Source organism: Pseudomonas sp. SC3(2021), from assembly GCF_019856535.1.
GTDB classification, from domain to species: domain Bacteria; phylum Pseudomonadota; class Gammaproteobacteria; order Pseudomonadales; family Pseudomonadaceae; genus Aquipseudomonas; species Aquipseudomonas monsensis.
Window position 1 is genome coordinate 4,239,212 of the sequence record NZ_CP082236.1, and the last position, 14,571, is coordinate 4,253,782.

The window sequence follows — 14,571 nt, forward strand, 5'->3', positions numbered from 1 at the left end:
CAATGGAGTCTGATCGCTGAGAGGATTTTCACCAGTTCATCACTATCGCCAGCGTTCGTAGGAAAAATAATCTGGTGATGGTTCGAGCGACTTTTTCCTATAGAGAGTTGAGCGGAATCTTCAGGTACACCACGCCGTTTTCCTCTGCCGGTGGCAGATTCCCCGCCCGCACATTGACCTGAATCGCCGGCAGCAGCAGCGTCGGCATGCCCAGCCCGGCATCGCGTTTGGTGCGCATCTCGACGAACGCCGCCTCGTCGATCCCGTCATGCACATGAATATTGCTTTTGCGCTGCTCGCCGACAGTGGTCTGGCACTGCGCGGCGCGGCCTTCGGGTGGGTAGTCGTGGCAGACGTAGAGTTTGACGCTGGCGGGGAAGGCCAGCAGCTTGTGGATCGAGTTGTACAGTTGATGCGCGTTGCCGCCGGGGAAGTCGCAGCGGGCGGTGCCGACGTCGGGCATGAACAGCGTGTCGCCGACCAGAATCTGTTCGCCGTCGATCAGGTAAGCCATGTCCGCCGGGGTGTGGCCGGGGACGTGCAGGGCGGTGGCCTTGAGGTTGCCAATGCGGAATGACTCGTTCGGCGCAAACAAGTGATCGAACTGCGAGCCATCGACGCAGAACTCCGGCTCCAGGTTGAACAGCGCCTTGAACACGTTCTGCACTTTGCTGATTGACTCGCCAATGGCGATTTTTCCGCCCAGTTCCCGGCGCAGGTAAGGCGCTGCGGACAGATGATCGGCGTGGGCATGGGTTTCCAGCAGCCACTGCACCTGCAGGTTGTGCGCGTGAACGAAGGCGATGATTTTGTCGGCCTGGGCGGTGCAGGTACGGCCGGCTGCGCCGTCATAATCAAGCACCGGGTCGACGATTGCGCACTGTCCGCCATCGGCTTCGTAGACCACGTAGCTGTAGGTCGAAGAGGCGGGGTCGAGGAAAGCTTCAATCTGCGCGGGCATGGACACCAACCTGAACAAGGAAAATGGGTTGCAACACTTTATCTAAAAACATAATGTTCACAGCTTAAGTGACGTTGAAGGCATCGTGCAAATGCAATCCAGTCTGACCGAATGTGAAGTCGCCCAATTGCGCGCCTCGGCCTCCAAGGCCTGCGCGCTGCTCAAGGCCCTGGCCAATGAGGATCGCTTGTTGATCCTGTGCCAATTGACCCAGGGTGAACGCAATGTCGGCGAACTGGAAAAAATGACCGGCGTGCGTCAACCGACGCTGTCCCAGCAACTGGGCATCCTGCGCGATGAAGGGCTGGTGGCGACTCGCCGTGAAGGCAAATACATTTTTTATGGCCTGGCCAGCCCTGAAGTGATTCAGGTGATGAAGACCCTGTCCGGGTTGTATTGCGGGGCCGTGCTGAAAAGCCTCGGTCACCCATAAATGCTTGCCAGCACACTACCCCTGCAGGAGTGAGCCTGTTCGCGAAAGCGGTGGGTCAGCCAGCATCTTCTGTGACTGTCACACCGTTATCGCGAGCAGGCTCACTCCTGCAATGGATTTGTGGGATGGCCGGAAAAAACCTTGCGTGCAGCAATAAGGAACAAGCAATGAACGATCAACACTGGGGCCCATCCATCAGTGCAGACATCGTGGTCATCGGCGGCGGTACGGCGGGCATCGGCTTCGTCGCCAGCCTGCTCAAGCGCGATCCACATTTGAACGTCACGGTGATCGAGCCGAGTGCCCAGCACTACTATCAACCGGCGTGGACGCTGGTTGGCGGTGGCGCCTACGACGTCAAAGACACCGCCAGGCCGATGAGCAAGGTGATGCCTCGTCAGGCCACCTGGATTCAAGCAGCGGTGACCGCTGTCGATCCTGACAAGCGCCAGCTGACCCTCAACGATCAACGCACCGTCAGCTATCAGAACCTGATTGTCTGCCCCGGCCTGCGCCTGGCCTGGGACAAGATCGAAGGCTTGCAGGAAAGCCTCGGCCAGCACGGCGTGACGTCCAACTACAGCTATCAGCATGCGCAATACACCTGGGATCAGGTGCAGAAACTGCGCGACGGTAAAGCGCTGTTCACGCAACCGGCAATGCCGATCAAATGCGCCGGTGCACCGCAGAAAGCGCTGTACCTGTCCTGTGATCACTGGCTCAAAAGCGGATTGCTGAACAACATCAAGGTCGAGTTCAACCTGGCTGGCGCCGCGCTGTTTGGCGTGGCGACATTCGTGCCGCCATTGATGAAATACATCGAAAAATACAACGCGCAACTGGCGTTCAATTCGAACCTGGTCAAGGTCGACGGCCCGGCGAAAACCGCGTGGTTCGAGATCAAGGACGCCGACGGTAACGTCACCCGTGAGGCGAAAACCTTCGACCTGCTGCACGTCGTTCCACCGCAGGTGTCGCCGGATTTCATCGCGCAAAGTCCATTGGCCGATGCCGCTGGCTGGTGCGAGGTCAATCCGCACAGCCTGCAACATCCGCGTTATCCGCACGTGTTCGCGCTGGGTGATATCTGCGGCACCAGCAATGCGAAAACCGCGGCGGCGGTGCGCAAGCAAATCGTGGTGGTGGCGCAGAACCTGCTGGCCTTGCGCAAGGGCCAACCGCTGCCGCTGAAATACGACGGCTACGGTTCCTGCCCGCTGACGGTGGAGAAGGGCAAGGTGATCCTCGCCGAGTTTGGCTACGGCGGAAAACTGCTGCCGACCTTTCCCCTCGATGCGACCGTACCGCGCCGTTCGGCCTGGTGGCTCAAGGCGACGCTGCTGCCGTGGTTCTACTGGAACGGCATGCTCAAGGGCCGTGAATGGCTGACCGCCGTGTCCAACGTCGACTGAGAGGCCTCTATGTTGCTGGCTAGTCTGTTTGGCGTGGTGATGGGGTTGGTGCTCGGGCTGACTGGCGCGGGCGGCGGGATTCTCGCGGTGCCGGCGCTGGTGCTCGGGCTCGGCTGGACGATGACTCAGGCTGCGCCTGTGGCCTTGTTCGCGGTGGGCAGTGCCGCGGCGGTCGGTGCCGTCGACGGTTTGCGCCATGGTCTGGTGCGTTATCGCGCGGCGTTGCTGATTGCGGCACTGGGCGCGGTGTTTTCGCCGCTGGGCATCTACTTCGCGCATCAGTTGCCGGAGCAGATCCTGATGATGCTGTTCAGTCTGCTGATGGTCATGGTGGCCTGGCGTATGTTGCGCCGCGAGCGCGCGCAAGCAGGCCCAAGTGACCACGGTCACGCCAGTTGGGGCCAGAAGAACTGCATGCTCAACGAGCAGACCGGGCGCTTCGACTGGACCGCCAAATGCACCGCGACCCTGGCGGTATTGGGCGCGATTACCGGCGTGGTGTCCGGGTTGCTCGGCGTTGGCGGCGGTTTCCTGATCGTGCCGGCGTTCAAGCAACTGACCGATGTGCAGATGCGCGGCATCGTCGCCACGTCGTTGATGGTGATCAGCCTGATCTCGGCGATTGGCGTGATCGGGGCGTTTCACGCCGGTGTGCGGATAGACGCTCAGGGTGCGGCGTTCATCGTCGCCAGCATCGTCGGCATGATCATCGGTCGCAAGCTCTGCGCGCGGGTGCCGGCGCGAGCGTTGCAGGTGGGGTTTGCCAGTGTGTGTCTGGTGGTGGCGGCCTACATGGTATGGCGGGCCTGAGGCAAAACCTGTGGCGAGGGAGCGGGCTCCCTCGCCACAGCGTCGGGGTTACAACACCAGATGCGGTAACCACAGCGAAATCGCCGGAATGTAGGTCACCAGCATCAATACCAGAAACAGCACGGCATAGAACGGCAGCAGCGCCTTCACGGTGCTTTCGATACTGACCTTGCCCACCGCCGAGCCGACAAACAGCACCGCGCCCACCGGTGGCGTGATCAGCCCGATCCCCAGGTTGACCAGCATGATCATGCCGAACTGCACCGGATCGACACCGATGCCGAGAATCACTGGCATCAGAATCGGCGTGAGGATCAGGATCAGCGGCGCCATGTCCATCACCGTGCCGAGCAACAGCAGCATGACGTTGATGCACATCAGGATCACGTAGCGGTTGTCCGACAGGGTCAGGAACAGCGTGGTGATCTTCGCCGGGATCTGCATCAGGGTCATGATGTAGCCGAAGCTCGCCGCGAAGCCGATCAGGATCATCACGATCGAAATCGTGCGCACCGTGCGGTGCATCAGTTTCGGCAGTTCGCTCCATTTGTAGTCGCGATAGATGAACATGGTCACGAAGAAGGCCCAGAGCACGGCGATGGCCGCGGACTCGGTGGCGGTGAAGACCCCGGACAGAATGCCGCCCAGAATGATCACCATCGCCATCATGCCCCATAGCGCTTCACCGCAGATCTTCAAGGCCTCGCGCAGCGGGATGACGTCGCCCTTCGGGTAGTCGCGTTTTTTCGCGAAGATCAGGCACAGCACCATCAGGCATGCGCTCATCAACAGGCCCGGAACCACGCCGGCCATGAACAGCGAGGCGATGGACACGGTGCCACCGGCCGCCAGCGAATAAAGCACCGAGTTATGGCTTGGTGGTGTCAACAGCGCCTGCACCGACCCGCTGACCGTCACCGCCGTGGAGAACTCGCGCGGATAACCCTTGCGCTCCATCTCTGGAATCAGCACCGAGCCCACCGATGCCGTGTCGGCCACCGACGATCCCGAGATCGCACCGAAGAAGGTCGAGGCCATGATGTTGACCAGCGACAGACCGCCACGCACGAACCCCACCAACACCCCGGCAAACGCCACCAGCCGCCGCGACATGCCGCCCTCGGCCATGATCGCCCCGGCCAGCACGAAGAACGGAATCGCCAGCAAGGAAAATTTATTGACCCCGCCGGCCACCTGAATCATCAAGGCCTGGAACGGGATGTCGATCCACCACGCGCCGATCAGCGCCGACAACCCGAGGGCGTAGGCGACCGGCATGCCGATCAGGATCAACACGATAAAACTGCCTAACAGAATCAATGCGTCCATCAGGCAGCCCCTTCGTTTTCTTCAACCAGGTCGAACCGCACCACGCGGCGATTGCTTTGGTCACCGAACAGCAGTTTTTCCACGACAAAGATCAGCGTCAGTGCGCCGCCGATCGGGATTGGCATGTAGGTGATGCCCACGCGCAAGGTTGGCAGGGCGCTCATGAACTGGTTCCAGGTCGAGGCGCACAGCTTGGCACCCCAGATGGTCATGAACAGGCAGATGGTGCCCATCAGTAACTGCGAGATGACGCTCATCGTTCTGCGCAGGTTGGGTGGTAAACGGTCGGTGACCATGGCGACGGCCATGTGCGCACCGGCGCGATAACTGGCAGCGGCGCCGATGAAGGTGAAAACCATCATCAGCAGGATCGCGGTGGGTTCCGGCCAGCTCGAACCGGTGCCGAGGGCGTAACGGGCGAATACGCCCCAGGGAATGATCAGGGCGATGGCCAGGACCGACAGGCCCGCGACCCAGATACAGGTCATGTACAGCTTGTCGTTGAGGCGCAGCAGCGAATTCTTCATCGGGATCCACCGTAACCGGGCAGCCGCGAGCGTCAGTGGACGCCAGCGCTGCCGGGCCTTTCATTGAGGGCTGGGAGGGTTACTGCACCGCTTCGATACGCTTGATCAGGTCGGCGTAAGGCGCGCCGTATTTCTCGCGAACCGAGGCAGTGGCCTCGTAGAAGGGTTTCTTGTCGACGGTGATGAACTCGACGCCGGCGGCCTTGAGTTTTTCTTCGCTGCTGGCGGACTTCGCGTCCCACAGTGCGCGCTCTTCAAGCTGGGCCGCCTTGGCGGCTTTCTTCACCAGTGTTTGCTGTTCAGGGGTGAGTTTGTCCCAAGTGATTTTCGACATCACGATCGGCTCCGGCAGGATCAGGTGGCCGGTGAGGCTGTAGAACTTGGCGTTCTGGAAGTGATTGTGCTCGAGCAGGGTTGGCGGGTTGTTTTCCGCGCCGTCGATCACGCCGGTCTGCAGGGCGCTGAAGATTTCCCCGGTGTCCATCGCAATGCCGTTGCCGCCCATGGCATTGATGGTTTCGATGAACATCGGGTTGCCTTGCACGCGGATCTTCATGCCCTTGAGGTCTTCGAGTTTGCGCACCGGTTTCTTGGTGTAGAGGTTGCGCGTGCCGCCGTCCATCCAGGCCAGCGCGACCAGACCGAATTCCGATTGGGTGATCTTGTCGAGGATCGCATCGCCGACGTCGCCGTCGATCACCGCACGCATGTGCGCCTGGTCGCGAAAGATGAACGGCATGTTGAACACGTTCACATCCGGCACCACCGGGCCGACGATGCCGAGGCTGACGCGGGTCATCTGGATTGCGCCGACCTGGGCCTGTTCGATGACTTCCTTTTCCGAACCGAGCACGCCGCCCGGGAAATACTTGAAGGTGAGGTCGCCGTTGGTTTCCCTGGTCAGGGTTTTGCCCATGCTTTCTTCCGCGACCACGGTCGGGTAACCGGCGGGGTGAATGTCGGCGAATTTGATTTCCAGTGCCTGCGCGGCGCTGGCGAGAGTAAAGGCGAACGGTAAAGCGACGGCGAGCAAGGTGCGTTTGAAGTACATGGGGGTGAGTCTCCAGTCTTGTTATTGTTGTGTTCAAGGCGCAGCGGTGCAGCAGAGGCGGGTGTTACAGCACATCGTCGAATATCGGCTCCGGCAGGCCCTTGACGTTGGGGTTAAGGGCGAACACGCCGCCGGCCAGGGATTGCGGATCGTGGTCATCGCCGGGACGAATTGAGGTCACGAACAAGGTGTCCATACGGCTGCCGCCGAAGGCGCACATGGTCGGTTTTTTCACCGGTACGGCCAGCGAGAAATCGAGTCGACCGTCCGGCGCGAAGCGGTGAATGAGGCCGGCGTCGTTGGCACAGATCCAGTAGAAACCCTCGGCATCCACAGCAGCCCCGTCGGGGCGTCCGGGGAAATGATTCATGTCGATGAATACACGGCGATTCGACGGCGTGCCGCTGTCGGTGTCGTAATCGAAGGCCCAGATCAATTGCACGGCGGGGTGCGAATCAGACACATACATCGTCTTGCCGTCGGGGCTGAAACCGAGGCCGTTGGGCACGATGAAACCGTCCAGCAGCGCTTCGATCACGCCCGACTGCCCGGTGCCGTAGCGGTACAACCGGCCTTCGGGCAAGTTCAGGCCCATGTCCAGCACCATACTGCCGGCCCAGAAGCGGCCCTGACGATCGCAGCGGCCGTCGTTGAGGCGCATGTCATTGCGGCCGTGTGCAACGCTGGCGAGCCGTTCGCTGTCGAGACTGCCGTCGCTGTGCGGGTGCAGATGAAAGAAACCGCTCTCCATGCCAGCGACCCAGCCACCCCGGCGGTGGCGAGCGATGCAGGCGAGCATTTCCGGGGTTTTCCATGCATGGACGTGGCCGGTGTCGGCGCTCCAGCGTTGCAGCCCGCCGTTGGGGATGTCCACCCAGTACAGGGCGTTGTCCTGCGGCACCCAGACCGGGCTTTCACCCACGGCATTGCGGGCATCGACGATCAATTCGGCTTGCATATTGATTCCCTTGTGTCGTGGTCAGCGTGATCAGTCACCGAACGGACCTGCCGCGACAAACGCGCCGCCCTGATAGATGCGTGCCGGGTCATCGGCCGCTGGCATCGGTTGTGCCTCGACCTGTTCGCGGAACACTTCAGAGGTGTCTTTCGGCGTGAACCCGAGGTGGCTGGCCAGGCGGTTGTCCCACCACACGTCCTTGTTGTCGGACATGCCGTAAACCACGGTGTGGCCGACGTTCGCCGTGTACAACGAGTGTTCGAGCAGTTGCGTGAGGTCGTCGAAGCTCAACCAGGTGTGCATCATCCGGCGGTTTTGCGGCTCGGGAAACGAGGAGCCGATGCGGATGCTGACAGTCTCGATGCCGTAGCGATCGAAGTAGAAACTGGCCATGTCTTCGCCGTAGGACTTGGACAAACCGTAGTAACCATCGGGACGGCGCGCTGAGCTGGCGTCGAGTTTTTCGTCCTGCTTGTAGAAACCGATCACATGGTTGGAGCTGGCGAAGATCACGCGCTTCACGCCGTGCCGGCGCGCCGCTTCGTAGATATGGAAGACGCCGCAGATGTTGGCCCCGAGGATTTCTTCGAACGGCCGCTCCACCGAGACACCGCCGAAGTGCAGGATCGCATCCACGCCTTCGACCAGTTGGTGCACCGCGTGTTTGTCGGCGAGGTCGCAGAGCACGATTTCTTCGCGATCATCGGTGGCCGGAGCGAGGGCGGCGATGTCGGACAGGCGCAACACCTTGGCATAGGGGCGCAGGCGTTCACGCAGGACCTTGCCGAGGCCACCGGCAGCGCCGGTCAGCAGCAGGCGATTGAAAGGGGCGCGGGGTGCAGAAGTAGACGTCATGGCAATCCCTTACATGTTTTGTTTTTAAGTTTGTTGTAGGTTGTCGTATGACTGCGCTGAAGTATCGGTAGGGTTTCCGGAACTTGTCAACGCGACTTTTGGTGTAAATGACGGAAGGCCCAAAACACTTTTCGATCACCACAATGCCCACTTGGCAACGCAATCCCTTGCAGGAGCGAGCCTGCTCGCGAAAGCGGTGTGTCAATCAACATCCATGGTGAATCTGCCGCCACCATCGCTGGCAAGCCAGCGCCCACAGGATTTTGTGGTGAATGCGCTAATTGAAAACAACGCTGATACCTGCGGGAGCTGGCTTGCCGGCGATGAGGCCGGTCGAGGCACTCTTGCATCGACTGACAAGGCACCTTTGCGAGCAGGCTCGCTCCCACAGGGTAAAAAGAGATCTGCTTACAACAACGAAATCGGATAGCTGATAAAGACCCGGTTCTCGTCGAACTCGTTGGTGCTGAAGTCCCGGCGGATCGTCGCGTTGCGCCATTTCACGTTGAGGTTTTTCAACGGGCCGCTTTGCACCGTGTAGGCCAGCTCCGACTCGCGGCCCCATTCCTTGCCGTCGGTCACGGTGCCGGTGTGCACGTTGTCGCCGCTGATGTAGCGGTTCATCAGGGTCAGGCCTGGAATGCCGAGGGCGACGAAGTTGTAGTCGTGGCGCAGTTGCCAGGAGCGTTCCCTGGCGTTGTCATAACTGGCGTTGTAACTGTCGTTGGCCAGGGTGCCGCCGCTGGTGCCGTTGACGCGCATCCAGGCATCGTCACCGGAGAGTTTCTGCAGACCGACATAGAAGGTGTTGCCGCCGTATTTGGCCGAGAGCAGGGCGAAGGCGGTCTTGTTGTCGAGGTCACCGGCGCGGGCACTGCCGTCTTCCTTGCCAGTGAAAAAGCCGAGGTTGGCACCCAGTGTCCAGTCGCCCAGCGGCTGGCTGTGGCTGACGTTGACGTACTGCTGCTGGTAGATGTCGCTGAGTTCGGCGTACCACACGCCGACCAGGGTGCGTTTGTCGTTGAAGGTGTATTCGCCGCCGCCAAAGTTGAAGCGATCGGAAGTGAAAGCGCCGCGGCCGTTCATTGACATGTCTTCCATGCTTGCGTCATTGCGTGGGCTGTTGCCGCGAAACTGACCGCCGTAGACGGTCAGGCCGTTGATCTCGGTGGAGGTGATCTGGCCGCCGCGAAAGGTCTGCGGCAGTGAGCGTCCGTCGTCCGAACGCAGGATCGGCAACACCGGCATCCATTCGCCGACCTTCAGCTCGGTCTTCGACACCTTGGCCTTCAGCGCCACACCGAGCCGGCCGAAATTATCGGCCGGGCGCCCGTCATCGTGGATCGGCAGCAGTTGCGTGCCGCCGGTGCCTTTACCGCCGTCGAGCTTCTGTGAATACAGCCCCAGCACGTCGAGACCGAAACCGACAGTGCCTTGGGTGAAGCCGGATCTGGCGTCGAGGATGAAGTTCTGCGTCCACTCTTCAGCTTTGCCCTGCGGGTAGGCCGGGTTGACGAAGTTGCGATTGAAGTAGGCGTTGCGCAGGTTCAGCGTGGCCTTGCTGTCGTCGATAAAGCCTTCGGCACCGGCGCTCATCGGCAGGGCGAGGGCGAGGCTGCTGCAGCCGATCAGGCTCAAGGTCGTGCGTGGGCGAGGGGCGGAAAAGCGCGAAGGGCGGACGGAATTGCAGACGAGTGTGCTCACTGTGACGCTCCCTGTTTCGGTTGTTGTTTTTATTATTTGTTATACGTCGTCGTACAACATGGTTGCGGATATTTCCTACGTTTTCGGGGAATGTCAACAGCAAGTTATACGATGACTTGCTGGCGCCTGAATGTTCAATTCGCCACCCAACCCTGTGGCAGCTGGCTGGCCAGCGATTGCGCAGTGTCATTCAACAAGGATGCTGGATATGCCGGCCTCATCGCTGGCAAGCCAGCTCCCACAGGGTTTGGTGGATGGCAGGGGATGAGTGTGTTGCCGGTCAATTTGCGGCAAACTTCACCCACGTTCCGCACAAGGCCTTTCCATGGATCAATACGCCCCGCGCAACTGGCAGCCCCACGAAAAGCCCAGCCTGCCCGGTTCCCCTTCGACGCCGTTGCACTCCAATCCCAAGCGCCTGGCGTATGCGCTGGTCGGTGTGCTGGTGGCGGTGACCGGTGGTTTGGGCAACTCGCTGGTGGTCGCCAACCTGCCTTACCTGCAAGGTGCGCTCGGGGCGACCACGGCGGAGATGGCCTGGTTGCCGGCGGCGTTCGTGATGACCAATGTGTCGATGAACCTGCTGCTGGTGAAGTTTCGCCAGCAGTTCGGTTTGCGCGCGTTCACCGAAGTGTTTCTGGTGCTGTATGCACTGGTGACCTTCGGCCATTTGTTCGTCAATGACCTGAACTCGGCGGTGGCGGTGCGGGCGGCCCACGGCATGGTCGGTGCGGCACTCAGTTCGCTGGGCCTGTATTACATGGTCCAGGCGTTTCCGGCGAAGTGGCGGATGAAGGCACTGGTGCTCGGCCTGGGCACGTCGCAACTGGCCTTGCCGCTGGCGCGGCTGTTTTCCGAGGACTTGTTGCAGATCGCCGAATGGCGTGGCCTGTACTTGTTCGAATTGGGCATGGCGCTGCTCTCGCTGGGCTGCGTATTGATGCTCAAGTTGCCGCCGGGCGATCGCTTCAAGACGTTCGAACCCCTCGACTTCCTCACCTTTGCGATTCTGGCCACCGGTGTAGCGCTGCTGTGTGCGGTGTTGTCGTTGGGGCGTATCGACTGGTGGCTGGAGGCCAACTGGATCGGCTATGCGCTGGCCGCCTCGATTGCCTTGATCCTCGCCGGTCTGGCCATCGAGCATAACCGCAGCAACCCGCTGCTGATGACCCGCTGGCTCGGCAGCGGAGTGATGATCCGCCTGGCGCTGGCGGTGACCCTGATTCGTATGGTCACCTCGGAGCAGTCCACCGGTGCGGTCGGTTTCATGCAGAACCTGAACATGGGCTATGAGCAGTTGCACAGCCTCTACGTGGTGATGCTGATCGGCAGTGTCGCGGGGCTGTTGACCAGTGCGCTGACCATTGACCCCAAACACCTGCTGATGCCGCTGATCATCTCGCTGGCGCTGATGGCCACCGGGTCGATGATGGACAGCTTTTCCAACAACCTGACCCGCCCGGAAAACCTCTACTTCAGTCAGTTCCTGCTGGCCTTCGGCAGCACGTTTTTCCTCGGCCCGACCATGGTCTTCGGTACTCGCAATGTGCTGACCAATCCACGCAACCTGGTGAGCTTTTCCGTGCTGTTCGGGATCTGCAACAACCTCGGCGGCCTGCTGGGCGCGGCACTTCTGGGCACCTTCCAGATCGCTCGGGAAAAATTTCATTCCAGTCACATCGTTGAGCACCTGACGCTGTCTGACCCGTTGGTGGCCGCGCGCGTGCAGAGCGGCGGTTCGGCGTACGGCTCGTTACTGGCCGACCCGAGCCTGCGCAACCTGGCGGGTATTCGCAGCTTGTCCAACGCCGCGACTCGCGAGGCCAACGTGCTGGCCTACAACGATGTGTTCATGCTGATCGCCGTGATTGCGGTGCTGACCATGATCTGGCTGTCCATTCGTGCACTGTGGCTGATGAGCACCACCAAAGCCGTCGCCTCTGCGCCTTCCGTACCACCTAGCGGTGCTTCTACTTCATGACCGAACCGACCACCACAACCACCAATGCCATCGCTGCCACGCCTGAAGGTGTGGCGCCGCCGTCCTCGCCCAACACCGAACCGCGCTCGCTGCGGGTGCGGATCATCTCGTCGCTGGGCTTTGCCGCGATCGCCATCGTCGGCGTGTTGATCGTGTTGTATGCCTGGCAATTGCCGCCGTTCAGCAGCGCGGTGGAGACCACCGAAAACGCTCTGATACGCGGGCAGGTGACGATCATCGGGCCGCAGCTCAGCGGCTACGTGTTCGAGGTGCCGGTGCAGGATTTTCAGTACGTGAAGGCTGGTGATTTGCTGGTGCGTCTGGACGACCGGATTTATCAGCAACGCCTCGATCAGGCGCTGGCGCAACTGGCGGTGCAGAAAGCCGCGCTGGCTAACGTGGTGCAGCAGCGCAACAGTGCCGAAGCGACCATCAAGTTGCGTCAGGCGGTGCAGGCCGACAGTGAAGCGCAGTTGCGCAAAAGCGAGGCCGATCTGCGGCGCAACAAGGAGCTGGTGAGTGACGGCTCGGTGTCCAAGCGTGAAATGGACGTGGCGTTGGCGGCCAATGCGCAAAGTGTCGCGGCGGTGGCGCAAGCCAAGGCCAATCTGGAAATCGCCCGGCAGGACCTGCAAACGGTGATCGTCAATCGCGGTTCGCTGGAGGCGGCGGTGGCCAGCGCGGAAGCGGCGGTGCAACTGGCGCGGATTGACCTGTCGAACACCCGCATCGTCGCCCCGCGTGACGGCCAGCTCGGGCAGATTGGCGTGCGCCTCGGTGCCTACGTCAACTCCGGGGCGCAGTTGATGGCGCTGGTGCCGAACCAGAAATGGGTGATCGCCAACATGAAGGAAACCCAGATGGACAGCGTGCGCGTCGGGCAACCGGTGCGTTTCACCGTCGATGCGTTGAACCACCGCAGATTCACCGGTCACGTGCAGCATATTTCGCCGGGCACCGGTTCGGAATTCGCGCTGTTGCAAGCCGATAACGCCACCGGCAACTTCGTGAAAATCGCCCAGCGGGTGCCGGTGCGGATCACCATTGATGAGGGGCAGCAGGAAGAGGAGCGGTTGCGTCCGGGGATGTCGGTGGTGGTCAGCATTGACACCGCGGCGGGCGACACACAACCTCATTGACCCAATGCATAACCCTGTGGGAGCGAGCAAGCTCGCTCCCACAGTTGAACGGCGTTTATCCTGTGATCATCGGGGGCAGGGTGCCGAGTAGCGAAACCGCCGCCACCGCCCCCATCCCCAACAGCCATTCCAGCACCACACTGCGCTTGAGCGCGCCCATCCGTTGTTCGCAATCTTCAATCCGCAAGCGGTTGAACAGCGCCAGCGCCAGCATGCCCACCACCAGCGCCGCCTTGATCAGCAGAATCAGGGCAAAACCGCTGAACAACGGCGTTGGCCACCACTGGCCGGTCAGCACGCGCACGTTGATCAATCCGGTGATCAGCAGCCCGGCCACCAGCCAGTAACCGACACCGCTGAAGCGTCGCAACACCTCACGCGGCTGACTCGGCTGACGCAGAATCATCACCAGCAGCAACAGTCCGCCGAGCCACGCGGCGACGCAGGTGAGGTGGATGATCTGGTTGAGAATCAGCAACTGCCCGCTCAAGCCATCGAGCATCGCACCGTGACCGACCGGCGCCAGTGTTGCCAGCAGCGCGCCGCTCAAGCCCAGCCGTAACGCCAGGTTTGAACGCCACGGAGTGAACAGCAATGCCAGCAGCAGCGCATTGATCAGCAGGTGCCAGCGCCACACCTGGCCAAAAAACGTATTGCCCAGCACCAAGGCAACCGTGTCCACGTCAAACGCTGCCGCCGCCGAACCGGCCATGCTCGCCGTGATCAACAGCGCCCAGACAATGCCGCTGGCCAGTGCAATGGCCGTCAGCCAACGCGTCAGGCGCGTCAACTGCCGATCCAGCGCCTGCGCTTCACCGTTGAGCAGCAACGGCCGGAACAGCCAGGTGCCGAACAGCATCAACACCACGGTGAAATGCAGGAAGCGGCACAGCACCAGCGCTTCATTCATCAATCACTGGCCAACCTTGAACTGATAGGCGCCTTCGCTTTTGTGCGTATCGACGGACACGGCGTGCCACTCGACTTTGTATTCACCCGCCGTCAGTGGTGCGGCGGGGGTGACGATCAGGGTTTTCTTGTCACCTTGGGTGGTCAGCGGCTTGAGCGCGATCGGTGCGCCATCCCTGGTCAAGGTGACTTTGGTGAAACTGGCTTCGACGCCTTCGGAGAAGGTCAGGCGCAGGTCTGCCGGTGCAGTGACGGTGCTGTCGGCAGCCGGGGTCTGGCTTTTCAGGTGGGCGTGAGCCAACACGGAGGTGGCGGCGAACAGCGAAGCGAGCAGGGCAGTGGTGGTCAGGAGATTCTTGAACAGCATCGCGGATACCTCGTTGGCAGAATAAAAAGCGTCAGTTTAGCCACCCGCTGTCCTTCGTACGAAGTTTTGTTTGTCGCGGTCGCCCGCGCACCAGAGCGGATGCTAGTCTTGGGCAACGCTGTTGTCAGGGAGCCC

Annotated in this window: 14 protein-coding genes; 5 read left to right on the forward strand and 9 right to left on the reverse strand. The window is 61.1% G+C overall.

The window, feature by feature from the left end; all coding sequences use genetic code 11:
• Positions 1-97 precede the first annotated feature (97 nt).
• Complete coding sequence (locus K5Y35_RS19015) at positions 98-961, reverse strand: MBL fold metallo-hydrolase (protein WP_222832607.1); 864 nt, start codon at positions 959-961, stop codon at positions 98-100.
• A gap of 91 nt (positions 962-1,052) precedes the next feature.
• Between K5Y35_RS19015 and K5Y35_RS19020 the strand changes: the two genes are divergently transcribed.
• From K5Y35_RS19020 to K5Y35_RS19030, 3 genes are all read left to right on the forward strand, one after another.
• Positions 1,053-1,394, forward strand: coding sequence for an ArsR/SmtB family transcription factor (locus K5Y35_RS19020; protein WP_123462618.1), 342 nt, complete (start codon positions 1,053-1,055; stop codon positions 1,392-1,394).
• Between the two features lie 167 nt (positions 1,395-1,561).
• The gene (locus tag K5Y35_RS19025; RefSeq protein ID WP_222832608.1) at positions 1,562-2,806 is read left to right on the forward strand and encodes an FAD/NAD(P)-binding oxidoreductase; all 1,245 of its coding nucleotides are present in this window, start codon (positions 1,562-1,564) and stop codon (positions 2,804-2,806) included.
• A gap of 9 nt (positions 2,807-2,815) precedes the next feature.
• Positions 2,816-3,616: a sulfite exporter TauE/SafE family protein gene (locus tag K5Y35_RS19030; protein WP_222832609.1), complete on the forward strand. Its 801-nt coding sequence runs from the start codon at positions 2,816-2,818 to the stop codon at positions 3,614-3,616.
• Between the two features lie 48 nt (positions 3,617-3,664).
• Here K5Y35_RS19030 and K5Y35_RS19035 read toward each other — a convergent pair whose 3' ends face one another.
• The 6 genes from K5Y35_RS19035 to K5Y35_RS19060 all read right to left on the reverse strand — a co-directional run bounded on the left by K5Y35_RS19035 (position 3,665) and on the right by K5Y35_RS19060 (position 10,040).
• Positions 3,665-4,945, reverse strand: a complete 1,281-nt coding sequence (locus tag K5Y35_RS19035; RefSeq protein ID WP_222832610.1) for a TRAP transporter large permease — start codon at positions 4,943-4,945, stop codon at positions 3,665-3,667.
• Positions 4,945-5,472 (reverse strand): TRAP transporter small permease, encoded by a 528-nt coding sequence (locus K5Y35_RS19040; RefSeq protein ID WP_123462626.1) that lies wholly within the window; start codon positions 5,470-5,472, stop codon positions 4,945-4,947. Before K5Y35_RS19040 ends, K5Y35_RS19035 begins: the two co-directional genes overlap by 1 nt.
• Positions 5,473-5,551: 79 nt before the next feature.
• On the reverse strand, positions 5,552-6,523 hold the full coding sequence (locus K5Y35_RS19045) for a TRAP transporter substrate-binding protein (RefSeq protein WP_123462628.1): 972 nt from the start codon (positions 6,521-6,523) through the stop codon (positions 5,552-5,554).
• A 64-nt stretch (positions 6,524-6,587) separates the two neighbouring features.
• Positions 6,588-7,481 carry an SMP-30/gluconolactonase/LRE family protein gene (locus K5Y35_RS19050; protein ID WP_222832611.1) on the reverse strand — a complete coding sequence of 298 codons (894 nt, stop codon included), beginning with the start codon at positions 7,479-7,481 and terminating at the stop codon, positions 6,588-6,590.
• A 30-nt stretch (positions 7,482-7,511) separates the two neighbouring features.
• Positions 7,512-8,336, reverse strand: coding sequence for an NAD-dependent epimerase/dehydratase family protein (locus K5Y35_RS19055; protein ID WP_222832612.1), 825 nt, complete (start codon positions 8,334-8,336; stop codon positions 7,512-7,514).
• Positions 8,337-8,744: 408 nt separating this feature from the next.
• Complete coding sequence (locus K5Y35_RS19060) at positions 8,745-10,040, reverse strand: OprD family porin (RefSeq protein WP_123462633.1); 1,296 nt, start codon at positions 10,038-10,040, stop codon at positions 8,745-8,747.
• Positions 10,041-10,365: 325 nt separating this feature from the next.
• On the opposite strand from K5Y35_RS19060, the gene K5Y35_RS19065 reads away from it, so the two are divergent.
• Positions 10,366-12,021, forward strand: coding sequence for an MFS transporter (locus K5Y35_RS19065; protein WP_123462635.1), 1,656 nt, complete (start codon positions 10,366-10,368; stop codon positions 12,019-12,021).
• Positions 12,018-13,160 (forward strand): HlyD family secretion protein, encoded by a 1,143-nt coding sequence (locus tag K5Y35_RS19070; RefSeq protein WP_123462636.1) that lies wholly within the window; start codon positions 12,018-12,020, stop codon positions 13,158-13,160. Before K5Y35_RS19065 ends, K5Y35_RS19070 begins: the two co-directional genes overlap by 4 nt.
• 55 nt (positions 13,161-13,215) lie before the next feature.
• Here the strand turns inward: K5Y35_RS19070 and copD are convergent, their stop codons facing one another.
• Together copD and copC are read right to left on the reverse strand one after the other, a co-directional pair.
• Positions 13,216-14,070, reverse strand: a complete 855-nt coding sequence (copD, locus tag K5Y35_RS19075; protein WP_222832613.1) for a copper homeostasis membrane protein CopD — start codon at positions 14,068-14,070, stop codon at positions 13,216-13,218.
• Between the two features lie 3 nt (positions 14,071-14,073).
• Positions 14,074-14,436 carry a copper homeostasis periplasmic binding protein CopC gene (copC, locus tag K5Y35_RS19080; RefSeq protein WP_123462640.1) on the reverse strand — a complete coding sequence of 121 codons (363 nt, stop codon included), beginning with the start codon at positions 14,434-14,436 and terminating at the stop codon, positions 14,074-14,076.
• Positions 14,437-14,571: the final 135 nt, after the last annotated feature.